We start from the raw sequence: 21,818 nt of genomic DNA on the forward strand, positions 1-21,818 counted from the left end.
GCGAGCCTGACCACCAACTTTCAGGGGGAAGATCAGGTGTACCACTACGATTCCTACGACCGCGCCCTGGTTCAGGCGCGGGTCGAACAGTTCCGCGATCAGGTTTCACGCCGACTCAGTGGCGAGTTGAGCGAGGAGGAGTTCCTGCCGCTGCGCTTGCAGAACGGCGTCTACCTGCAGCGTCATGCCTATATGCTCAGGGTCGCCATTCCATACGGCACCCTGGCGTCCAATCAGTTGCGCACGCTGGCCAGGATTGCCGACGAGTACGACCGCGGCTATGGCCATTTCACCACGCGGCAGAATATTCAGTTCAACTGGGTTGAGCTGGAGCAGGTGCCCTATATCCTGCAGGTGCTCGCCAATAGCGATATGCACGCGATCCAGACCTCTGGTAACTGTGTGCGCAATATCACCACCGAAGCCTTTGCCGGTGTCGCCGGGGACGAGCTGATCGACCCGCGTCCGCTGGCCGAGATCATGCGCCAGTGGTCCACGGTAAACCCGGAGTTTCTGTTCCTGCCGCGTAAGTTCAAGGTCGCGATCTCCTCGTCCGATTCCGACCGGGCGGCAGTGCGTTCGCACGATATCGGCCTCTATCTATACCCAGGCGAAAGCGGTGAAATGCTGCTGAAGGTGATGGTGGGTGGCGGTTTGGGTCGCACGCCGATACTGAATGAAACCGTGCGTGAAGGTCTGTCCTGGCAGCACCTGCTGACCTATGTCGAGGCGGTTCTTCGCGTCTACAACCGCTACGGTCGCCGCGATAACAAGTACAAGGCGCGTATCAAAATTCTGGTAAAAGCACTCGGGGTCGATGCCTTTGCCCAAGAGGTAGAACGGGAATGGGAGCAGATTCGCGATGGCGTCGCGGAGCTGACCAACGAGGAATATGACCGCGTGGCGAGGGGCTTTGCGCCGCCAGCGTATGAACGCATCGATGCGCTGGATCCGGAATATGGCGCCTGGCTGGCACGTGATGCCGCCTTTGCCGTATGGGCGCAGAACAACACCCAGGCGCATAAGGTGCCGGGCTACGCTTCGGTGGTGCTATCAACCAAACCGGGCGCGGCGGCCCCGCCGGGAGATGTCACCGGTGAGCAGATGCGCACAGTGGCGGATCTTGCCGACAAGTATGGCTTCGGCGAGGTCCGTGTGGCCCATGAGCAGAACCTGGTGCTGCCTGATATCCGAAAACGCGACCTCTACCTGCTCTGGAAAGCCCTGCAGGCAAGTAACCTGGCGACGCCTAACGTGGGGTTGTTGAGCGATGTGATCTCCTGTCCGGGTGGCGATTACTGCTCGTTGGCCAGCACCCGGTCACTGCCCGTGGCGCGCGCCATCCAGCAGCGTTTCGATGATCTCGATTTCCTGCATGATCTGGGTGGGCTGAGTCTGAACATCTCCGGCTGCGTGAACGCCTGTGGCCATCACCATATCGGCAATATCGGTATCCTCGGCGTCGACAAAAAGGGGGAGGAGTTCTTCCAGATCACCATCGGTGGCTCCCAGGGCAAGGAGAGCGCCATCGGCAAAGTGCTGGGCCGGGCATTCCGCGCAGAGGAGGTGCCGGAGGCGATCGATCGCCTGCTGTCCGTGTACCTTGATTACCGCGAACTGGAGGAGCGGTTCGTGGACACGGTACGGCGCATAGGGCTCGAACCGTTCAAGGAGGGCGTTTATCGCCAGCACGATAACCAGAAGGACGGCCAGCAATCCCTGCACAAGCCGGTAAAGAAGGAGGTCAGCGCATGAATAACACGCTGGGTATGATCGACGGAGTTGCCAACCACCTGGTCGATGACGACTGGGTGCTGGTTAACGATGAGCAGGAGCTGCCAACGGGTGGCAAAGCGATTTTGTCGCTGGAGCGCTGGAAAAAGCGGGTGCTGGTCGAAGGGGAGGAAGCGCATAGCTGCGGCGTGCTGTTGGGACCGGACGACGAGCCGGAAGAGATGTTCCCCTGGATCGACAGGGTTCCTCTGATCGCGCTGCAGTTCCCCAGCTTTCGTGATGGTCGCGCTTACAGCCAGGCCAACCTGCTGAGAACCCGTTACCGGTTCCAAGGGGACCTGAGAGCGGTTGGCGATGTGTTGCGTGACCAGCTGGCGCTGATGCGCCACTGTGGCTTTACCTCCTTTGCGGTGCGTGAAGACAAATCGGTTGCCGATGCGCTCAAGGGGCTGGAAGGCTTCGATCTTATCTACGCCGGATCGGCGGCTAATCCCGAGCCTTTGTTCAGGAGGCGGGGCCGAGTTCGTAATATGCGTTCTTAACATGAGTGCGTGACATGAGCTGGTAATCAGAAGATGAGCTTTCAAGAGCGGCGTCTCTTTGAATTAACCGACTGATGCGCCGGCTCCTGCTAAGATGGCGTCGCGCATCTGCTATCTCAGATCACTCGTTGTGCTCGTCCCTATTGAAGGAACATGTTGTGACCAATTTCTCAGAGACCCAAACCCATGGCCGAGCCAACCTGATCGGCATTCTCTGGATGACGCTGGCCATGGCTTTTTTTGCGCTCGAAGACGCCCTGTTCAAGCATGTCGCTCAATCCATGGGGAGCGGGCAGGTGATGTTGTTGTCTGGCGTGGGCGGCGCGGTCATTTTCTGGCTGGGGTTGCGCTGGCGCAAAGAGCCTGTCTTGGCTGCGGTAAAATCACCGGTGATGCGCGTAAGAATGGTATTCGAAGTGACTGGTCGGATGTTCTATTTTCTCGCCCTGGCGTTAACACCCCTGTCGGCTACCACCGCGATCCTGCAGGCGACGCCGGTGGTTGTGGTGATGGGGGCGGCGCTTTTTTTTGGCGAGCGGGTCAGCCTGCTTAAGTGGCTGGCGATCGCCATCGGCCTGATCGGTGTGCTGATTATTTTGCGCCCCAGTGGCGATGACTTTTCTTTGCTCTCGCTGCTTGCGGTGATCGGACTGATCGGCTTTGCCGGGCGTGACCTGGCAAGCAGAGCGGCGCCGGTATCCTTCAGCACCTTTGCACTGGGGTTTTACGGATTTATCGCGATCATCATCGCCGGCGGGATCGTCGCGCTATGGAGCGGCACTCCATTTGTCTGGCCCGATGGCGACACTGGACTGGCGCTGGTGGGCACGATCTTCTTTGGCGTTATCGCCTATATGGCACTGATGAAGGCGATGCGTACGGGCGAAGTCTCAACGGTCACGCCCTTCAGATATTCAAGGCTTCTATTTGGTGTGGCGCTCGGTTTCTTCGTCTTTGAAGAGCCGCTGAGCCCGTCATTCTGGCTCGGCAGCGCGGTGATCGTCAGCTCGGGGCTTTTCCTGATGTGGCGCAAAAAGCCGGCTCCGGTTGTCACTCCAAAGCCGGAGGATGCTGTTTAACACCCCGCTAACATCTATCTGGCCGCTTTCTATCTGGCGCCTGTCCATTCCAGGAAGCCCGATTTCCTCCGCGTAAGGTTAATAAGGCCAGCTTTAGCTGCAATCCGGTTAAGTTTGGACGATAGGGTTCAAACTGCGGATTATCTGAACCCTATGGTCCCGGTTATCTCCTTAATATTCGTTTCAAGGCAGCACGAACTCGTCGTTGTTAGCCCCAAACACTATCAATGAGATCTGGAGACTTAACCATGAAACTGAAAACCACTTTCAAAGCACTTGCAGCGGTTGCTGCACTGACCAGCGCCAGCCTGAGCTTTGCCGCAGATATCGATATGAATGCAGACGTTAACGATGTCGCCATTCAGGGTTACGACACCGTTTCGTACTTTACCAACGGCAAGCCGATGCAGGGCAACGCTGAATATACCGCCACCTACAAGAACGCGATCTATCACTTCAGCAGTGAGAGCAACCGTGACCTCTTCCGAGCCAACCCGGCCAAGTACGCGCCCCAGTACGGCGGTTACTGTGCAATGGGCGTTGCGCTGAACAAAAAGCTGGATACCGACCCGACAGCCTGGCGCATCGTGAATGACAAGCTGTACCTCAACCTGAACCACGCGGTTCAGAAAAAGTGGCTCACCGATGTACCTGGCAATATCCAGACTGCTGAAGTGAACTGGCCGGAAATCAGCAGCAAAACCGTTGCAGAGCTCAACGCGGAGTAACTCTTTCGGAAATCCACAAGAAAGGTCGAGAGGGCCGCTATGAGACAGTTATCAGCCGATAACGACTTCGCGTCAGTTATCAGTGAGAAGGATTGGGCGCTGGTCTATTTCAGCGCTACCTGGTGCGGCCCATGTAACACCATGGGCCCGATTATGGAGCGGGTGGCCAGCGATCACCAGGAGTCGCTTACGTCGATCAAAGTCGATGTAGACGAGGTACCGGAGCTGGCGGGGCAGTTTGGTCTGCGTAGCGTGCCCACACTGCTCTTGTTTAAAGACGGCAAAGTTATTGATGGTCAGGTTGGCTCCATGCCGAAGGAGGCTGTGTCCACCTGGCTCTATGAAACGAGGAATCAAGCATGAATAAGCAACTGGTAGTCGGTGCAGCCTTAGCCGCTGTTATGGCCACAGGCGTCATGAGCCCAGCCCATGCTGCAGGCAAGGAAAAGTGCTACGGCGTGGCGGAAGCGGGGCAGAACGACTGTTCCAACCTGGCAGGTACCCACTCCTGTGCGGGCCAGTCCAGTGTCGACAACGATCCCGGTGAGTGGAAGCTAGTGGCGAAGGGCACCTGCACCGATCTTGGCGGCATGTTGAAGGCTGAAGCCAAAGCGAAGTATGAGGCAGCCCAGGGTTGAATGAGGGCTGCCGACGGGGTGGCACTGCCGCCCCTGGAAAAGCTCCAGGGCATATCCTGGAGCCGCAGCCTCAGGTTTTAAATCTTTATTAAATACACAATAGGAGTATCAAGATGAAAAGCTTGGTAAACCGGGTGGCTGGATACTACGGGTGGGTATCTCGGCTATTAAGCTTGCTACAGCCCGTCGCATTATTGGCTGCGCGACTTTATGTCGCCAAGGTGTTTTTCGCAGCGGGGCTCACTAAATTGCAGGATTGGGACACAACGCTGTTTCTGTTTGAAGAGGAGTACAGCGTTCCGCTGTTGCCATTCGAACTGGCTGCCTGGCTGGCAACTGCTGGCGAGATACTGTTGCCGCTTTTGCTCGTCTTTGGCCTGGCTACGCGAGTCGGTGCTTTGGGTCTGAGTGTCGTCAATATCGTCGCGGTGATTAGTCTCGAAGAGATTGCACCGGCGGCACTGACGCAGCATCTGCTCTGGGGTGTGTTGCTGGCCCAGATCCTTATCTGGGGAGCTGGCGCGCTTTCACTGGATCGATTGGTGAAAACCAGGCCGAAGGTTTCTGAACAGATGCGTTCGTGGACGTTTTGCTAGCCAGCTTTACGGCGTAGATACGAAGCGAGTCAGCTCGAGATGACTCCTTTCTTCCGCTACATCTGCCACTAAACCTGCGTTTATCAGCCGCTATTCCTTATTTTTTCCAGCCATTCCCGCGGTGATAACCCGGTTTTCTTGCGAAAAACCCGGGCCAGAGCCGAACCGTTTTCATAGCCCACCTCATTGGCGACCAGCCCCACCGGTTTGTTCTTCTTTAACAGCCCTTGTGCCATGGCGACGCGCCATTCGGTGATGTAGTCACCGGGTGTCTGGCCAATGACCTCACGAAACAGTTCGGCGAACTTGGAGCGTGACATGGATGCCTCGGCGGCCAGGGCTTCCAGCGTCCAATGCGCCTGTGGTTCGTGATGCATGGCGGTCAGGGCCCTGGAGAGTTGCGGGTGCGAGAGCCCCGCCATCAAACCATGGGTCACCGTGCCTTCATCGAGCACGTGGCGCAGCACCTGGATCAGGAAGATATCGGATAAGCGATCAATCATCGGCTGGCGGCCGCAGCGGTCTTCGAAAGCCTCGCTAAAGATCCACTCAGCGGACTGGCCCATTAGATTGGAGCTATCCAGCTCAAAGTAGAGAAACTTGGGTAACGCATTGGCGAGAGGGTTGGTGAGTCCGTCGCCATAGTGAATATTGGCACAGACCAGATCGGCACCCTCTGACTCGTTGGTGATTATCCGGTGCTTGAACATCCTGGGAATGAAAATGACGGAGGGGCGCTCAAGCACGATCTTATGCCCCTCATCGTTGATAAACGCCAGGGTGCCGGACTTGAGCAGGTGCAGACTGCCGCCTCCTTCCTGGTTACCTCCGAAGGCCTGAATACCGCATAAATTGCCGCTGAAGAAGACTTCTGCGTTCATCGAAAAGCGGTTCAGTATCTCTGACAGGCTATCCATATCACTCAGAACCTTTCACGGACGATCTGATTTAAGACCTGGACGATCAGCGCCCATTCCGCCTGGGGAACAGACTACATTGAGCGCCAGCATGCAGGGCAGTGTCAGCTCTGCACTATTTATTAAACGGATGCATTAAACGTATGCATTGAACGTATTCATTAAACGGCGGCAGAAATATTACCACGAAACCATTTTTTGGCTTTGAGGCAAGATTCAGCTTACAGGGAGGAAAAATGATGCAAAGTCGCTCTTCTGTTGAACAGGGTTCGGTAAAGGGCTCCAAACAAAACCTGATGATTGGGGTGGGGCTAAGACATGCCCACTTTCAGGAAGCACTGGCGAATCCTGCTGCTCTGGACTTTGTAGAGGTTCATTCTGAGAACTTCTTCGGTAACGGCGGAGCAGCCCGTGCCGTCTTGCTTGAGGTTGCCGAGCATTACCCGGTTAGCCTGCACTCGACAGCGATGGGGCTGGGGTCTGAATGCGCTATTCCCGAAGCTTACCTGCTGTCACTGTGGCAGTTAATTGAGTCGGTCTCACCTGTCCTGGTATCGGATCATGCCGCTTTTACCTGGGGGGAGTTCAACGCCAATCCAGTTCATGCTGGGGATCTGTTGCCCCTGGCCTATAACGCCCAAACCGTAGAGCTCATGGCGGGTAATATCCGCCGTTTCCAACACTCAATTAACCGGCGTCTTTTGGTGGAAAATGTGTCGACCTATCTGGCACCCGCTGGCTCGACGCTGAGTGAACCCGAATTCCTTACGGCTGTGGTGAATGAAACCGGCTGTGGCTTGCTGGTCGACCTGAACAATATTGTCGTCAATGCCCGCAACTCAGGCACAAATGATGTGCTTGGCTATGCCAGGGCCTGGTTGGATAAGATCCCCGCGGAACATGTCGGCGAATTGCACCTGGCTGGATATTCCGATGTAAAAGAGGGCGACCTAGTCATTGATGATCATGCTCGTCCAGTATCCGAGGAGGTGTGGTTGCTCTACGCCCATGCGCTGCAACGGTTCGGCGCGGTGCCGACGCTGATCGAATGGGATAACGAACTACCGACCTGGCAGGTGCTGGTATCCGAGGCGGATAAAGCCCGTAGCTTGGCGCAGGAGGTGTTAACCCATGCAGAGTGAACAACAGCGTCTGCTTGCAGCCATCTTTGCCGGTGCAGAGAGCGGTTCGTTTGATCCGCGAGGCCTGGCTGTCTATCAACGTAACTTGAAAGCCACTGCGAGAAGAGCGCTCGCGATCAGCTTTCCAACGGTGGAGAAACTGATAGGTGATGATCTGTTTGGGTACGCTACTGATCAACTCCTCGCAGTAGAGCCGCCAAGCTCTGGCGACTGGGGTGTCTGGGGAGCCGGGTTCGGCAAGCTGTTAGATCAGTTGCCGGAGCTGGACGACTATCCCTATGTGGGGGACTGTGCCCGCCTGGACTTTAACGTTCACCTTTCAAACCGGGCGATCGATTCCTATGTGGACGTTACAAGTCTACAACTGCTTGGCACTACCCCCATCGACCAACTTGGATTGCGGCTGAGCCCAGAACTGGTCTGGCTGGTCTCAGACTATCCCATTGTCGATATATGGAAGGCACATCACAGCGGAAGTAAAAGCGTCTCACGAGAAGCACTCGAGGCGGCGAAGGACAAGCTAAGCCAGGGCGTTGGGCAGACGGCATTGATATACCGTGTGGGCCACCGGGCTCTGGTCCGTGACTTGAGCCTGGCGGAGCGGCATTGGCTCAAGTACCTGCAACAGGGCCTGTCTTTGTCTAACGCCCTGGAATTAATCGGGCACACTGAGTTCAGGTTTGACGAGTGGCTGCCTGATGCGGTGCAGCAGAACCTGATTTCTGGCGTTGAGCCGTTGTGATCCAAGGTTCGCATTGTTCAATCGTGATCGATGAAGGGGCTCGCCCTTAATCGGGTGACCGCCAGGTCGATAAACGATCTGATCTTCGCATTGGCCTGCCTCCCTTCAAGATGAACGATACTGACCGGAAGGGGGGCTGGCTCGTACTCTCTTAATATCCGTACCAGGGAACCGTCGTTTAACTGCTCGCCGATCTGGTAAGACATCAGGCGGGTGATACCAAATCCCTGCTTAACTGCAGTAATCGCTGCGCCATTTTGAGTACATTGCAGACGCGGATTGAGTTTTACCGACTCCTTTCCCTTCGATGATTCAAATTGCCAGGTCGCTGAAGGCTCCACGTTCGATGCCTGGATAATCTCATGGTTAGCAAGCTCCGAAGGGTGTCGCGGTGCAGCCCTTCGCTGCAGATACTCGGGCGAAGCACACAGGACGCGCCGAACCATGCCGACCGGGATGGCATAGATATTCGAATCTCTCAGGTGACCAATCCGCACCGCTACATCCAACCCCTCATCCAGAATATTGCTGATTCGGTCGAAGAAGACCGCTTTCAGGAAAACCGACGGATTCAACTGCAGGTATTCGGTGATAATGGGCGCTATATGGATCTGCCCAAACAGTACCGGCGCGGTAACCGATAACTGCCCTTTGGGTTCCGCATAGCTCCCCGAGGCGGTGGCCATCGCTTGTTCCACCTCTTCGAGTATCCGCTTCGCATCTTCATAAAAATGCTCGCCGGATTCCGTAAGACGCACGTGCCGGGTGGTTCTGTTAAATAGCCGCACGCCCAATGCGCCCTCCAGCTGGGCGATAGAACGGGTTACCGCCGGGGCCGAAAGGTCGAGATTACGGCTGGCGCCGACAAAACTATTACATTCGGCAACCTCTATGAAAACCCGCATCGCCTCCAGTTTATCCATCAGATATCACACCAGTGTTTAGAGTAACTATTTCATTATTCGCAATAGTTAATTAACTATTAATCTAATTATAAACGTCAGGTTAAATTATATGCTGGGTTCTCCACTTAAAGATCAGATTCAAATAGAAAAGAGGAGTTACCCATGTCACGTATACCTACACCCGCATCTATTGCTGATGCCCCCGAAGCCTCCAAAGCATCGCTGGAAGCGGTCAATAACCTGCTTGGAAGCGTTCCCAACCTGTTTCGTATTGTTGCGAACAGCCCGGAAACACTGGAAGGCTACCTTGGCCTGAACGGTGCGTTAGGCAAAGGGCTGCTCGATGCTCCGACCCGTGAGCGCATCGCTCTTGCGGTGGCTCAGGTTAACGGTTGCAACTATTGCCTGGCCGCGCACCAGTATCTTGGAGCCAATCTCGCCAAGCTGAGTGTCGCTGAAATTGAAGCCAATCGCAGAGGCTCCTCCAGCGATGCAAAAGCGGCGGTAGCTGTCGAATTTGCTGTGAAAGTTGTAAAAAATCGTGGCAAGGTTTCTGACAGCGATGTGGTTGCAGTACGTGCTGCCGGTTATAGCGATGCTGAACTTGTTGAGATTGTCGGTCATGTCGCGCTGAATACGCTGACCAATTACGTCAACGAGGTGCTCGGTACCGAAGTCGATTTTCCGGCTGCTGATGGCCTTGCGGCCTGAACTCTTCTGGGGTGGTGTTCAACCACCCTTTGCCTTTTAAAAGGAGCAAGCAACATGTCCAGACCCCCTTTACCACCGTTCAATGCGCAAACCTCGGCCGAAAAAATCAGGCTTGCTGAAGATGGCTGGAACGGCCGCAACCCACAGAAAGTTGCTCAGGCCTATACAGAAGACTGCTTCTGGCGTAACCGTGCGGAGTTTGTCCAGGGGCGGGAAGAGATTGAGCAACTGCTGACACGGAAGTGGACACGCGAACTTGATTACCGACTCATTAAAGAGCTCTGGGCATTCACTGAAAATCGCATAGCGGTACGTTTTGCCTATGAGTTTCACGACGATTCTGGCCAGTGGTTCCGCGCTTACGGCAACGAAAACTGGGAGTTTGACGATGATGGCCTGATGCGACGCCGCCTTGCCAGCATCAATGAGCATCCGATCAGTGCCGAAGAGCGCAAGTTTCACTGGCCGCTGGGTCGTCGTCCTGATGACCACCCAGGCCTGAGTGAACTGGGCTTGTAATGGGAGGTATGTAAGGTTGACCTACGCAAGCGATATCGCCTTTACCGAGAGTGTCAAGGCGATTCAGTCTCGAAAGGGTTCCCGGCAGCTATATGCTCAGATCGAGCAGAAGGGCGGTTGGCAGACTGAAATCACGCCTGAGCTGGCTGATTATGTGTCTGCGCAGCGGAGCTTTCTGCTGGGAACGGCTAATGCCTTCGGTCAACCTTACATCCAGCACCGGGGAGGCCCGCCGGGCTTTGTTAAGGTGCTAGATCGCAAAACTCTCGCCTTTGCAGACTACAAGGGCAATCGGCAGTTCATCACCCAGGGTAACCTGATCGAGAACCCCAAGGCTTTTATATTTTTCATCGATTACCTCAATCAGACCCGCGTGAAAGTCTGGGGGACTGCGAAGGTTATCGAGGCTGATCCAGAGCTTTTGGCGGTGTTGGTGGGCGGCGATGATGACTACCGAGCTATGCCGGAGCAGGTGTTGGTATTTACCGTAGAGGCCTGGGACCGGAACTGTCCAAAACATATCCCTCAGCGGATAGACCGAGAAGATGTGGATGCTCTTTTGCAGCAGCGAGACCAACGCATTGAAGATCTTGAAGAACAGTTGCGTACGCTGCGTAAAAATCTATTTTGAAAATGAATCTGTAAAATCGGTCCATCTGGTCTTTGTTATCGCGAACTCCGAATCTAGCCAGCGCTCGAAATCCTGAACCTTTTTACGCTTAAAGTGAGAAGGCGGAGCGACCAGATAATAGTCAAAGTCTGATTTTATCCATACCGGCAACGGACAGATCAACTGGCCACGGTGCAGTAGTTCGTAGATAAGGCTGAAACGTAAAAGGCTTAAACCCTGCGCGGCCAAAACCGCTTCAACCAATAGGGTTGAATCGTTCACCTGCAGCTTGCTGGCATCATCATGAAAATTAATTCCAGAAATTTTTTTAAACTGATTCCATGCCTCAGCCAGATCTGGCGAGTCATCAGTCAGCAGCGACATTTTGGATATCTGTTGCTTTAGTGACACTGCATTATCAATCAAGCTTGGGTGGCAGGCAGGGATAAGGTATTCGTCAAACAGCTTAACGCTCTGTAATCCTGGGTAGTGGCCCTTTCCGAACCGTATGGCCAGATCCAGATGGTCACCTTCGAACGACGCCAGATGAAGTGCAGGCGTCAGGTTAACTGTGAGTTCCGGTGCCGAGTTTTGAAAACTGCCTAGTCGCGGCACTAACCATCGGCTGGCGAAGGAAGGTAGGGTGCTGATGTTTAACTGAGTTGGAGTTGGATCTCCAGTAAGTTGTATAACACCTTGTTCTATAATGCTAAAGCCTTGGGATATCGAAGCCAGTAACTGTCTACCCTCGGCCGTCAACGCAACCTCGCGGGGGCGGCGGTTGAATAGCGACACTCCCAATTGCTCTTCCAGCGTTTTGATCTGCTGGCTGATTGCCGCCTGGGTGACGTGCAACCGCTCTGCGGCTGCCTTGAAGCTCTCTGCTTCGCCGGCAAAGCGAAACGCCTGTAGCGCTTTCAAGTTAGGTAAGCGATCCATTTTCGCCACTCTTATAGTTAAGTATTTCTTAATTATTAGGCTGTTTTTCTCGTTTGTCACGCTGTTGGATTGAGCGCAATCTTCAAGGCCATCGAGGTCTCGAAAGTCGCATTAAATAATCGACGTTAGGCGGCCAAAGAATCTCTCAATATCCTCAGCCATTAAGGAGAAAATTCATGGAATCACAAATGACTGCGTATGACACCTGTAAGCAGGCTGCAAGCCCATTGGGTGTTTATTCAAATTTCAAACTATTGGATATTTCCGAGAAACCATATACATCGATAAAAATTTTTCTTCGTTGCTGGTATAGAAATTGGCGTACCAGAAAGCAGTTATTAGCCCTAAGTTCACAGGACCTTAAGGACATCGGTATCACGCGAGTGGATGCGTTACAGGAAGCCAAAAAACCGTTCTGGCGCTATTAACAGACTCAACTCATAACAGGAGATGAAACATGAAAATCGAGGTTCCCATAGTCAACGCTTTTATCGATGGCGAGCAGGGGGGTAATCCGGCCGGGGTGGTTATCAATGCCGAACGTTTCACCAGCGAAGAAAAGCAGAGAATTGCCGCTGCGGTAGGCCTTTCTGAAACCGCGTTCGTTTCGCCCTCAGCGAGAGCCGATTTCAAGTTGGAGTTTTTCACACCCAGCAGGCAAATCGCGCACTGCGGTCACGCTACGGTTGCGGCTTTCAGTTATCTTCACCAACTTGGCTTGCTGAGCACCGCCAACACATCCAAGGAAACCATTGATGGGTGCCGGGATATTCATCTTGAAGGAGACCAGGCCTACATGGAGCAGCTGGCGCCGCGCTATGAAGTTCTGAGCCATAGGCAGCGGGAGTTTCTTTTAGAGAGTCTGGGGCTCTCCGAGTCTGACCTTTTGCCCGGAGCTGAACCTCAGATCGTTAACACCGGTAATAGCTTTGTCGTGATCGGCGTGAAAGATGCGAAAACGCTGGCGCGACTGGCACCAGATCAGCGCCTGATCCGTGAACTCAGCGAGTCGCTCGAGCTTATCGGTCTTTACGTGTTCTGTCTCGAAACAGAGGTGGCAGGCCGCCAGGCAAGCACCCGCATGTTTGCCCCGCTCTACGGCATCGAAGAGGAAGCAGCGACCGGGATGGCGGCTGGCCCCTTGGCCTGCTACCTCTATAACCTGTCTTACAGACGGGAACGCCATTTTGAGATTGAACAGGGTTACATGATGCATCCGCCTTCACCCAGCCTGCTGAATGTAACCCTTCAGTTGAACAGCGGCGGTGATATAACAGGATTAATGGCGGGTGGTCGCGCCTTAGTGAGCGAGACACGCGCTGTTGATCTGGTTTGAGTCGAATTCCTTCTGAGCCTTGTTTGGCGCCGAACTTAACATCGCGAGCAAAGGCTGTAGCAGCTGCGCGCTTTTACTGGAGCCGTTGCATGCACTGCCGCAAGAACGTGCAGATCGTGAGTACAGCAAAGCTGCACTCACGGTGGGGTTCTTGGCGCTTGTTAAGCGCTCTTCTTTTCCCATTCATAACGCTGAAATATCGAATCCACCGGTGTTTCCGCGTAGTGGTTCACGTAGTTACTCATCACTTTCTGCGCCAGCCCCAGGTTGATCTCAAGAAGCTGCTTCGGGCCGTAGCCGGCTGCGAAAAAGGCTTCGATGGTTTCATCGCTAAGGTGACCACGGTTGCGAACCATCTCCAGGGTAGTCTCATGGAGCGCCTGTAATTTTGGGGTTGGCATCGCTTCACCGTTACGCAGCGCCTCATTCAAAGACGGGTCCACTTTCATCATATGTGCAATGCCGGTATGCGCCGGTACGCAGTAGTGGCACTCATGCTCAACGTTGATGGTCTGCCAGACAACGGTCAGTTCTTCGGCGTCAAACGATGTCTCCTGAAACAGCTTGTGCAGCAGCTGGTAGCCCTCCAGAAGCGGCGGTGACTCGGCCATAACCTGGTGTAAGCCAGGGATTCTGCCGAAAGCTTTGACTGAATTTTGCAGCAGTGACTGGCTCGCTGCAGGAGCGGTTTCGAGTGTGTGAAAGGTAAAACGGCTCATAGGAATCTCCGTATTGGGTTTGAGCTTGTGCGAAGTTGCAAGATGACATTAGCTAGATTTGAACGATCGTTCAAGACATAATTGAACAGTTGTTCAAGAGGTCGTTTGTTATGAGTGCAATTAAACAGAGTCATCAGGACGCTATTCGAAAGGCCACGGAGCTGTTTTGGGCCAAGGGATTCCATGCTACTTCCATGCGCAATATCCAGCAGGCGATGGATATGCGGCCGGGTAGTATCTACGCCAGTTTTGGCGGTAAGGAGGCGCTGTTCAAAGAGGCGTTAAACGCCTACACAGCGAATAGCCAGGCGTCGCTGCAAGCGAGCGTGGCGGCTGCCGGGTCGCCCTTGGCTGGTCTAAAACAGTTTGTCATCGATGCAGTGATAGGTGGCGCTGAGAACGCACCCAGTGGGCTGTGCATGCTGGTGAAAACGATCTCCGAGCTGACCGATGAGCATGCCGACCTTCTCGCTGAGGCCCGGCGCCTGTTAAGTGTTCTTGAAGATGACTTTGCTGTAGTCCTGCAACGGGCAAAAGAAGCAGGGGAGCTCAGCGAAAGCAGCGACTGCACAAGGCTGGCGCGGTACCTTCAAATGCAGCTCATGGGGCTGCGCGCTTATGCACGCACAAACGCCGGGGGGGATGAGCAGCTGCGGGCTCTGATCGACGATACCTTTGCCATTATCGGCAAGAGCTGAGCTGAATTGGTCGAGGCAACGCTGGGCGATTGAGGGATCATGCCACCTGGCAAAGAAAAGACCCCGGTGCGACTAGCTTAGTGGCTAATCCTGAAGCCAAGAACGGGCTCTAAGGCTCGCTATAACTCCCTGGCAATTTCTACAACCTGGTTTCTAAGCCAGGTTTGGGGAGGATCATAGTGCTGCCTTTCATACCAGATCATCGACAGTTTGAAAGATGGGACCTTTATAGGCAGTTGAAGTAGCTCAATGTGAGCTGATCTAGCCACCTGGTTAGCCAGTTTGCGCGGGATGGACAGGATCAAATCACTCTCCGCCACAGTTCGGGGAGCCACCAGGAAGTGGGGTGTTCTTACTGTGATTCTACGTGTGAGTCCCTGCTGCAAGTTAAGACGAGACTAACCTTATCAAACTAAACGAACGGTTAGTATTGCAGTGTTATCCAGCCTAACAGAGATGAAAATAACCTAACGGTTAGTCTTTGCATGACAAAGGCTGAGCCCGGGTCTAAACTAACCGTTCAGTTAGTCTGGAGTCTGCCATGATTAAAGAGATTAAGTCCGTTAAAGACCTGGGTGTCGTCGTCCGAACGATTCGGCGTGAGCAGGGGCTGCGTCAGGACGACCTTGGCTTCATGGCTTCCTGTAGCCACAAATTCATCATCGATGTGGAGAAAGGCAAACCCACGGTTCAAACTGGCAAGCTGCTAACTCTTTTAGCCGAGCTGGGCGTCAGTATTACTGTCGACATCCCCGAAAACCTGAGAGAAGCCGTGGAGCAAGCGCTGGCGGGTGACGAATGAGTGGTGGGGACAGGTCGCTTGCTGTTTGGTGCAATACCGAACTTGTCGGAATGCTCAGAGAAACAAACAACCTGTGGGCGTTTGAATACGCGCAAGACTGGTCGGCGTTCGATCTGGCGCCGGGTCTGCCGCGCACAGAGCAAGTGATTGTCGATGGCGCGAGCACCCGCCCGGTGCAGTGGTTCTTCGATAATCTGTTGCCAGAAGAGGGAGCGCGCACTCTTCTCGCCAATGATGCCAAGCTTGATGACGCGGATGCCTTCGGGCTCCTGGCCCATTTTGGCGCTGAGTCGGCGGGGGCTTTGACTCTATTGGCCCCTGCTGAACATCCATCAACAGGAACTCGAAGAGAGCTTTCTTATGAGGAGCTATCACGGCGTATACGCTACCTGCCAGATATTCCGCTGTCTCAAGGTGGCAGCAAGCGGATGTCTCTTGCCGGGGCCCAGCATAAGTTACCGGTAATTTATGAGAAGGGGGTGTTGTATGAGCCGGGCCATACGATGCCCTCCACCCATATCCTGAAACCAAATCACAGCAAGCCAGAAGATTACGGGCATACCGCGATCAATGAGTATTTCATGATGCGCCTGGCCAGGCTCTGCGGATTCGATGTGCCTGCAGTTGAGCTTATCCGAGTACCTGAGCCCGTCTATCTTGTCCGCCGCTTCGATAGAGAGGAAGCAAAGGGCGTCTTGTCGAGGCTGCATACTATCGATGCCTGCCAGTTACTGGGCATCGATCGAATTTACAAATATGTGAGGGGAGTGCCCGGTTCACTGGCATCCATCGTGGACAAATGCCGGACACCAGCCAGTACCCGTGCCGGCCTGTTCCGATGGTTGATGTTCAACCTCCTGATAGGCAACACCGACAACCATCTAAAGAACCTCTCATTCATGATGCGCCGCGATGGAATCCTGTTGGCCCCTCATTACGACTTGTTGTGTACCGCCATCTATGAAAAAGATAACCAGTGGTTGAACGCACCGCTGAGCTGGCGATTTGAACACTACGTTAGCCTTGGCGATATCGATCGGCACTATATTGAGGTGCTGGCCGGGGCTTTGAAAATCTCACCGCCGATGATCGATAGAACGATCCGGTCAATGGTGGATGCCGTTTTGAGTTCTGCGGATCGCCTTCTCGCCGAAATTGAGCAGCAGGAATATGACGGGATCACCAAGAGTGGTGACCTTCACTTTCTGCGCCGGTGTCGATATGGCGTGATGGTGGATATGGCTGACCGGCTTAAGGGAATGCTCCCCGGCTGATCAGAGCGGGTGCCAAGCAATACATCATGTGGTGTAGAAAGCCTGCTCCGGTTCTCTCTCCAAAACCGGAGAATGTCGTTTAATACTGAGATCCGGTTAACCGAATCCGAAGAGTTGAACGGCCGCCAGGGTCGACATGCCGCGGATCAGCCACTTGATATGGTTGAACTGCAGGCGGCGCAGCAACCAGAAGCCGAGAAAGCCGCCCACCGCCAGCCCCGGAAGTGCCTGCAGGCCGAGCCAGATGGTGTCTTCATGCAGCAGACCAAGATGCAGGAAGAAGGGGATCTTGAACAGGTTGATCATGAAAAAGGTCCAGACCCGCGTCGCTACATAAGTTTCCTTGTCGAGTTTCTGTTCCATCAGGTAGAGGCTGACCAATGGGCCCGCCGAGTTGGATGTAATACTGATGAAGCCGGTGACCGCCCCCATCAGGTGGCCGATGATGGGAAGCTTCATAAACTGGCTATCTTGGAAATCCAGCAGGATACCCAGTATCAACATGCCCAGAATCAGGCAGCCCAGCAAAACCTTGAAATGATCGCTGGAGAGTCCTGAAAGCAACCAGGCTCCGACGGCAACGCCGGCAAGGCAGAGAGGCAGAAGACGTGAAAGCACGCCCCAGTCGATGTGCTTACGGTAGGTTCCCGCGGCGAGAATATCGGTGAGGATATACATGGGAAGGGTTATCGCCAGAACCTCGGGGCCAGGGAAGGTGATCAGAAGAATCGGCAAAATAAGTACGCCCATCCCGCCAATCGAAAATTTTGAAAACCCGGTTACCAGGCCTGCTGCGAGCAGGCACACCAACGCTGTGTCCATCGCTTCTCCTTAATCAATTCAGATACTTAGCTTAAGCCTCTGAACGATTCAAAGATAACGCTATGTTTTTGTTAATATGATCGCCTAACTCGATCATGTTGCGGCCGGTTAACGCACGGGCCGTAGAGAAAACCATGGGGCAAGCATGACCAACGAACAGTTAAGGGCGTTTATCGCGGTGGTGGAGTGGGGCAGCTTCCGTGCGGCGGGAAGCCATCTGTTCAAGACACAGTCCAGTGTCAGTGCTTCGGTGCGGGTGCTGGAGGAGGAGTTCGGCCTGCAGCTGTTCGATCGCAGCCACTACCGGCCGCAACTGACCAGCGAGGGAAGGACCTTCTACCATCAGGCGCGCAAGCTGTTGTCCCAGGCCGATGAGCTGGAGCAGCTGGGCCACCGCCTGGCGGCAGATCCCGCGCCTACGCTATCGATCGCGCTCAGTGCCATGTGTTCGCTGCCACCGGGGCTGGATATCATTCGGCGCTTTTGCAGCGACCACCCGGAGCTGCGCCTGCATATCCAGACGGAGCATCTGTCCGGCGTACTGGAGCAGCTGCACCTCGAAACCGCTGAAATCGCCATCGGCCCGCACCGTGGCCTGGACCAGCGCTACGAGTTCGCCGAAATCTCCCGTATCCAGATGATCACTGTGGCTGCCCCGGGCTTTGTTCCCGATTTGCCGGAGGGGCTGGTGCCCCAGTCGGTATTGAGGTCGCGGCCTCATATACTGATCACCGACAGTGGTTCGCAGGCGCCTTTCGATCACGTGAACGTTATTCCCGGCGGCCATCTCTGGTACGTCACCGACTACCAGATGAAGAAGGCGCTGCTGCTGGCTGAAATGGGATGGGCCAGGATTCCGGCCCATATGGTCGAGCAGGAGCTGGCATCAGGAGAGCTTATCCAACTGCAGATCGAAAACTTCCCGTCAGAGAGTGAGGTGCCGATCTACCTGATCCGGCTGAATGAGCAGCCGTTAAGCCGTGAAGCTAATGCGCTTTGGCAGGAGCTGCTCAAACTCAGGAACTGATAACGAATACTTGGGCAGCGTAAAACCGATAGAGGTGCGGGCAGCGGCTCGATAACCGCCACCCTGAAGAGAAACTAGGCTCTGATCGACAGGCTAATGGTAGTCAGCCTTTCATCCAGCATATCGGCGATTTCCAGCTGAACGCCGCGAATGTTCACTGTCGCTCCGGTTTCTCCGCGGGATCCCAGCGCTTCTCTTGTGAGTTGCTCCAGCGTTTTTGTTCGGTCTTCAGACAACTCTATACCGTAAGCACGCAGTACGTCTTCAACCCGGGTACTGCCCTTTAAATTGAGTTTTGTCTTCAGCAGTTCACTGGCATTGCTGTCCAGTGACTCTGCAAAAATACAATCCACAAAAGGCCGCAGCTCTGGCCTGAGAACCACGAACAGATGGTCGCCGGCACACAGACGGGTGGAGCCTCGCGGAGGTATAACGTTCGAACCGCGGCTGATCATTGCGACAATGGTGCTGTCCGGCAGTGCCATCTGCGACAGCAGCAAACCATCCACCCGAGGGCTGTTGCCCAGGGTGTACTCCACGATTTCGGCATCAACATCGCCCAAGGATGTTATCTCAAGAGTGGCGGCGGAGATTGCAGGCGGTGGCTCGGTTAAGCCCAGTTTTCGAGCCAGCCAGGGCAGGGTGGAGCCCTGAATGGTGGCAGATATCAGTACGACGAAGAACACCACGTCAAAAATCAGTGGTGCATTGGGTAAGCCGAACAGCAAAGGGAAGATCGCCAGGATAATAGGGACCGCGCCCCTTAAGCCGACCCAGGAAACCAACCCTATCTCCGGCTTGCTAAAACCAAAGTACTTAAGGATTGGCACCACTGCCAAAGGTCTGGCAACCAGGATTAACACCGCCGCAATCAGCAGCCCCTGGAACCAGACGTCGAGCAGGGATTCCGGATTTATCAGCAGCCCCAAAACAACGAACATCATGATCTGGCTGAGCCATGCGAGGCCGTCGTGAAACAGGAAGGTACTGCGCTGGAAGACAAAACGCTTGTTGCCGATCATGACACCGGCAATGAAGATCGCCAGGAAGCCGCTGCCTTCGAGATTCGCGGCGATGCCAAAGGCCAGCAAGCCAAAGGCGGTGACGAGGACCAGGTAGAGGCCAGACGCTGTCAGGTCAATCCGATTGATCACCTTAACCGCCAACCATCCGATCAATAGCCCGACGGCGGCGCCAATCCCCATTTGCATCACAAACAGCTGTAGCAGGCCGATACCCGGCGTCATGTCGTTAACCAGGATATCGAGTAAGCCAACGGTGAGGAAAATCGCCATCGGATCGTTCGATGCGCTTTCGATCTCGAGCGTGGATTTCAGGCGAGGATTGAGATGAATCCCCGCATTCCTGAGCAGCGAAAACACGGCAGCGGCATCGGTTGATCCAACGATCGCCCCCAGCAACATCCCTTCCAACGGTGAGAGATCAAGAATGAGAGCGGCGGTCAGTCCGGTAATTGTGGCCGTTACCAGCACACCGATAGTGGCCAGAAGCGATGCTGGCTTCCAGACTCTCTTGATTGAAGAGAGCGACGTCTGCAGGCCACCGTCGAACAGAATCATCGCCAGCGCGAGGGTGCCCAGAGCGTGAGCGCCTTCCGCATTGTCAAAGGAGATCCCGATACCGTCTTCACCGGCCAACATGCCTACAAGCAGGAAGAGCACCAGTACTGGCAGCCCGAGCCGGGCGGATAATTTACTGGAGAAAATCCCTAGCAGAATCAGGACTGCCGCCAGCAGGATGATATGGTCGATAGCAAACATGGGTGTTTCCTTTATCGAAGCTAGAAAGCCGAAGCTAAAAAGCCGAAACTAAAACTTGATGGTACGCGGTTTACCGGGCCAGGGCAGCGACGACGAGCAACTCTACATCATCGCTTTCCATACGGAGCTCTTGCTGTTAAGCAGGCTCAAACAGCCTGTTGTTGGGTGACCAGGGCTGCTCTTTTATCGGCAGGTGAATCAATGCCGATAGCGCACCAAACCCGACGCCAATCCACCATACCAATGTATAGCTGGCGTACAGGTCGTACATGGCGCCTCCAAGCCAGACCCCGAGAAAGCCTCCGAGTTGATGGGAAAAAACACGATTCCGTACAGGGTGCCCATGTAGCGCAGTCCATAGATGTGGGCGATCAGGCCTGAAGTGAGTGGGACTGTGGCTAGCCAGAGAGAGCCCATCGCAATCGAAAAGAGCAAGACGGATTCCGGTGTGATCGGATTGAGAATAAAGGCTCCGGCTACGAGCGTGCGCAGCATGTAGATAGAGGCCAGCAGGTACTTACGCGAATACCGCTGTCCAAGCCAGCCCGCTGCCAGCGTGCCGCCAATATTGAACAGGCCGATCAGCGCAATGGAGACGGCGCCTAACATGGTCGTGGACGATATGCCGAGCGCCTGAATGACGCTACCGGGGGCTACAGCGCTGCAAAGTTCGGTTATGAACGCCGGGAAATGCGCGGTGATGAAGGCTAACTGATAGCCGCAGGAAAAGAAGCCGATAAAGATAAAGGCGAAAGTTGGATCCCTGAGCGCCTGTTTGAGCACCTCTCCCATTGAGGCGTCTTTCTCACCACGCTGTTCAGGTGGTGCCACCCGCATCAGTGGCAGAACCAGCAGTGAAAGCGCGATAAAGCCAGCGAAGAAGAGAAACACCGATTGCCAGGACATAGCACTCAACAGCAGCTGTGCGACAGGTGGCCCGACAATTTGACCTGCCGAACCGGCGGCTGTCGCTATACCCAGTGCCATCGAACGATGCTTTTCAGGGGCGGATCTGCCGACGACCGCGAGGATCACGCCGAAACCTGTCCCCGCGATACCGAAGCCGATCAACATCTCTAGGATCTGATGTTGTCCCGGTGTAATCGCGAAAGCGGACAGCATCAAACCGACAATGTAACAGGCGGCACCCGCTACGATCGCTTTTCGGTCACCGTAACGCTCGGCGATGGCACCGAACAGAGGTTGTCCAATCCCCCAAAACAGGTTCTGTAGCGCGATGGCAAAAGAAAACTCTTCACGCAGCCAGCCGAAATCCGCTGCTACGGGAATCTGAAACAAACCAAAGGTGGCTCGCACGGAAAAACTGACCAGGATGATGATGCAGCCCGCGATCAACACCGGATTTAACAGCCTATCGTTCCTGACTGGCAGGGTCTTATTCATCGTCTTCCTACTGCAGTTGGCTCAGAGGTTGTCTCAGGGAGCCAGGGTTGTCGGCGGTCAGCGCCGCCCTTGGCTATTGATCTCAAGGGGTTTGTTTGGCTTTTGGATCTGAGGTCATCGGACGCACGATTTCATCCTCTCTTTACCCGAATA

The 21,818-nt window shown here is 54.6% G+C and carries 25 protein-coding genes; 18 read left to right on the forward strand and 7 right to left on the reverse strand.

The features are described from left to right. The first annotated feature begins 36 nt into the window (after positions 1-36). The 7 genes from C4S72_RS03760 (at position 37) to C4S72_RS03790 (ending at position 5,317) form a co-directional block, all read left to right on the forward strand. Positions 37-1,755, forward strand: a complete 1,719-nt coding sequence (locus C4S72_RS03760; protein WP_104001713.1) for a nitrite/sulfite reductase — start codon at positions 37-39, stop codon at positions 1,753-1,755. Continuing rightward, positions 1,752-2,276 (forward strand): DUF934 domain-containing protein, encoded by a 525-nt coding sequence (locus C4S72_RS03765; protein ID WP_104001714.1) that lies wholly within the window; start codon positions 1,752-1,754, stop codon positions 2,274-2,276. Before C4S72_RS03760 ends, C4S72_RS03765 begins: the two co-directional genes overlap by 4 nt. A 158-nt stretch (positions 2,277-2,434) precedes the next feature. Next, positions 2,435-3,355: a DMT family transporter gene (locus C4S72_RS03770; protein ID WP_235009038.1), complete on the forward strand. Its 921-nt coding sequence runs from the start codon at positions 2,435-2,437 to the stop codon at positions 3,353-3,355. A 248-nt stretch (positions 3,356-3,603) separates the two neighbouring features. After that, complete coding sequence (locus tag C4S72_RS03775) at positions 3,604-4,083, forward strand: YHS domain-containing (seleno)protein (RefSeq protein ID WP_104001715.1); 480 nt, start codon at positions 3,604-3,606, stop codon at positions 4,081-4,083. A gap of 39 nt (positions 4,084-4,122) precedes the next feature. Then, the gene (trxA, locus tag C4S72_RS03780; RefSeq protein ID WP_104001716.1) at positions 4,123-4,446 is read left to right on the forward strand and encodes a thioredoxin; all 324 of its coding nucleotides are present in this window, start codon (positions 4,123-4,125) and stop codon (positions 4,444-4,446) included. Continuing rightward, positions 4,443-4,721 (forward strand): BufA1 family periplasmic bufferin-type metallophore, encoded by a 279-nt coding sequence (locus tag C4S72_RS03785; protein WP_104001717.1) that lies wholly within the window; start codon positions 4,443-4,445, stop codon positions 4,719-4,721. Before trxA ends, C4S72_RS03785 begins: the two co-directional genes overlap by 4 nt. Before the next feature lie 113 nt (positions 4,722-4,834). Continuing rightward, positions 4,835-5,317, forward strand: coding sequence for a DoxX family protein (locus tag C4S72_RS03790; protein ID WP_104001718.1), 483 nt, complete (start codon positions 4,835-4,837; stop codon positions 5,315-5,317). 83 nt (positions 5,318-5,400) lie between these two features. Here C4S72_RS03790 and C4S72_RS03795 read toward each other — a convergent pair whose 3' ends face one another. Then, complete coding sequence (locus C4S72_RS03795; RefSeq protein ID WP_104001719.1) at positions 5,401-6,234, reverse strand: helix-turn-helix transcriptional regulator; 834 nt, start codon at positions 6,232-6,234, stop codon at positions 5,401-5,403. Positions 6,235-6,470: 236 nt separating this feature from the next. Between C4S72_RS03795 and C4S72_RS03800 the strand changes: the two genes are divergently transcribed. After that, positions 6,471-7,376, forward strand: a complete 906-nt coding sequence (locus tag C4S72_RS03800) for a DUF692 domain-containing protein (RefSeq protein WP_104001720.1) — start codon at positions 6,471-6,473, stop codon at positions 7,374-7,376. Next, a complete protein-coding gene (locus tag C4S72_RS03805; protein ID WP_104001721.1) occupies positions 7,366-8,118 on the forward strand; it encodes an HvfC/BufC N-terminal domain-containing protein in 753 nt (250 codons plus the stop codon). Before C4S72_RS03800 ends, C4S72_RS03805 begins: the two co-directional genes overlap by 11 nt. Before the next feature lie 17 nt (positions 8,119-8,135). Here C4S72_RS03805 and C4S72_RS03810 read toward each other — a convergent pair whose 3' ends face one another. Then, positions 8,136-9,041 (reverse strand): LysR family transcriptional regulator, encoded by a 906-nt coding sequence (locus C4S72_RS03810; RefSeq protein WP_104001722.1) that lies wholly within the window; start codon positions 9,039-9,041, stop codon positions 8,136-8,138. Positions 9,042-9,185: 144 nt separating this feature from the next. On the opposite strand from C4S72_RS03810, the gene C4S72_RS03815 reads away from it, so the two are divergent. Genes C4S72_RS03815 through C4S72_RS03825 form a run of 3 tightly spaced genes read left to right on the forward strand, consistent with a single transcriptional unit; the run spans position 9,186 to position 10,884 of the window. Continuing rightward, on the forward strand, positions 9,186-9,734 hold the full coding sequence (locus tag C4S72_RS03815) for a carboxymuconolactone decarboxylase family protein (RefSeq protein WP_104001723.1): 549 nt from the start codon (positions 9,186-9,188) through the stop codon (positions 9,732-9,734). Positions 9,735-9,788: 54 nt separating this feature from the next. Further along, positions 9,789-10,253, forward strand: coding sequence for a nuclear transport factor 2 family protein (locus C4S72_RS03820; RefSeq protein WP_104001724.1), 465 nt, complete (start codon positions 9,789-9,791; stop codon positions 10,251-10,253). Positions 10,254-10,269: 16 nt separating this feature from the next. Next, positions 10,270-10,884, forward strand: coding sequence for a pyridoxamine 5'-phosphate oxidase family protein (locus C4S72_RS03825; RefSeq protein WP_104001725.1), 615 nt, complete (start codon positions 10,270-10,272; stop codon positions 10,882-10,884). Here C4S72_RS03825 and C4S72_RS03830 read toward each other — a convergent pair. After that, positions 10,876-11,802 carry a LysR substrate-binding domain-containing protein gene (locus C4S72_RS03830; protein ID WP_104001726.1) on the reverse strand — a complete coding sequence of 309 codons (927 nt, stop codon included), beginning with the start codon at positions 11,800-11,802 and terminating at the stop codon, positions 10,876-10,878. The two genes, C4S72_RS03825 and C4S72_RS03830, sit on opposite strands and share 9 nt — an antisense overlap. A gap of 176 nt (positions 11,803-11,978) precedes the next feature. On the opposite strand from C4S72_RS03830, the gene C4S72_RS03835 reads away from it, so the two are divergent. Both C4S72_RS03835 and C4S72_RS03840 read left to right on the forward strand, forming a co-directional pair. Further along, a complete protein-coding gene (locus C4S72_RS03835; protein WP_235009039.1) occupies positions 11,979-12,230 on the forward strand; it encodes a DUF1127 domain-containing protein in 252 nt (83 codons plus the stop codon). A gap of 29 nt (positions 12,231-12,259) precedes the next feature. Then, entirely contained in the window at positions 12,260-13,138 is an 879-nt protein-coding gene (locus tag C4S72_RS03840; RefSeq protein WP_104001727.1) for a PhzF family phenazine biosynthesis protein, read from the forward strand. A gap of 161 nt (positions 13,139-13,299) precedes the next feature. On the opposite strand, the gene C4S72_RS03845 is transcribed toward C4S72_RS03840, so the two are convergent. Further along, on the reverse strand, positions 13,300-13,857 hold the full coding sequence (locus C4S72_RS03845) for a carboxymuconolactone decarboxylase family protein (protein WP_104001728.1): 558 nt from the start codon (positions 13,855-13,857) through the stop codon (positions 13,300-13,302). A gap of 110 nt (positions 13,858-13,967) precedes the next feature. Here C4S72_RS03845 and C4S72_RS03850 point away from each other — a divergent pair, with 110 nt between their 5' ends. From C4S72_RS03850 to C4S72_RS03865, 3 genes are all read left to right on the forward strand, one after another. Beyond that, positions 13,968-14,555, forward strand: coding sequence for a TetR/AcrR family transcriptional regulator (locus C4S72_RS03850; RefSeq protein ID WP_104001729.1), 588 nt, complete (start codon positions 13,968-13,970; stop codon positions 14,553-14,555). Positions 14,556-15,096: 541 nt separating this feature from the next. Continuing rightward, on the forward strand, positions 15,097-15,357 hold the full coding sequence (locus C4S72_RS03860; RefSeq protein WP_104001730.1) for a helix-turn-helix domain-containing protein: 261 nt from the start codon (positions 15,097-15,099) through the stop codon (positions 15,355-15,357). After that, complete coding sequence (locus C4S72_RS03865; protein WP_104001731.1) at positions 15,354-16,631, forward strand: HipA domain-containing protein; 1,278 nt, start codon at positions 15,354-15,356, stop codon at positions 16,629-16,631. The genes C4S72_RS03860 and C4S72_RS03865 overlap by 4 nt, the downstream gene beginning before the upstream one ends. Before the next feature lie 96 nt (positions 16,632-16,727). Here C4S72_RS03865 and C4S72_RS03870 read toward each other — a convergent pair whose 3' ends face one another. Next, positions 16,728-17,453 carry a sulfite exporter TauE/SafE family protein gene (locus C4S72_RS03870; protein WP_104001732.1) on the reverse strand — a complete coding sequence of 242 codons (726 nt, stop codon included), beginning with the start codon at positions 17,451-17,453 and terminating at the stop codon, positions 16,728-16,730. A 145-nt stretch (positions 17,454-17,598) separates the two neighbouring features. Here C4S72_RS03870 and C4S72_RS03875 point away from each other — a divergent pair, with 145 nt between their 5' ends. Beyond that, a complete protein-coding gene (locus C4S72_RS03875) occupies positions 17,599-18,480 on the forward strand; it encodes a LysR family transcriptional regulator (protein ID WP_104001733.1) in 882 nt (293 codons plus the stop codon). Positions 18,481-18,554: 74 nt separating this feature from the next. Here C4S72_RS03875 and C4S72_RS03880 read toward each other — a convergent pair whose 3' ends face one another. Beyond that, positions 18,555-20,261 carry a potassium/proton antiporter gene (locus tag C4S72_RS03880; protein WP_104001734.1) on the reverse strand — a complete coding sequence of 569 codons (1,707 nt, stop codon included), beginning with the start codon at positions 20,259-20,261 and terminating at the stop codon, positions 18,555-18,557. Positions 20,262-20,459: 198 nt separating this feature from the next. Then, positions 20,460-21,665 carry an MFS transporter gene (locus C4S72_RS03885; RefSeq protein ID WP_200826660.1) on the reverse strand — a complete coding sequence of 402 codons (1,206 nt, stop codon included), beginning with the start codon at positions 21,663-21,665 and terminating at the stop codon, positions 20,460-20,462. Positions 21,666-21,818 lie beyond the last annotated feature (153 nt).

Origin of the sequence: Marinobacterium lutimaris, from assembly GCF_900108065.1 — a bacterium.
Lineage (GTDB): Bacteria > Pseudomonadota > Gammaproteobacteria > Pseudomonadales > Balneatricaceae > Marinobacterium_D > Marinobacterium_D lutimaris.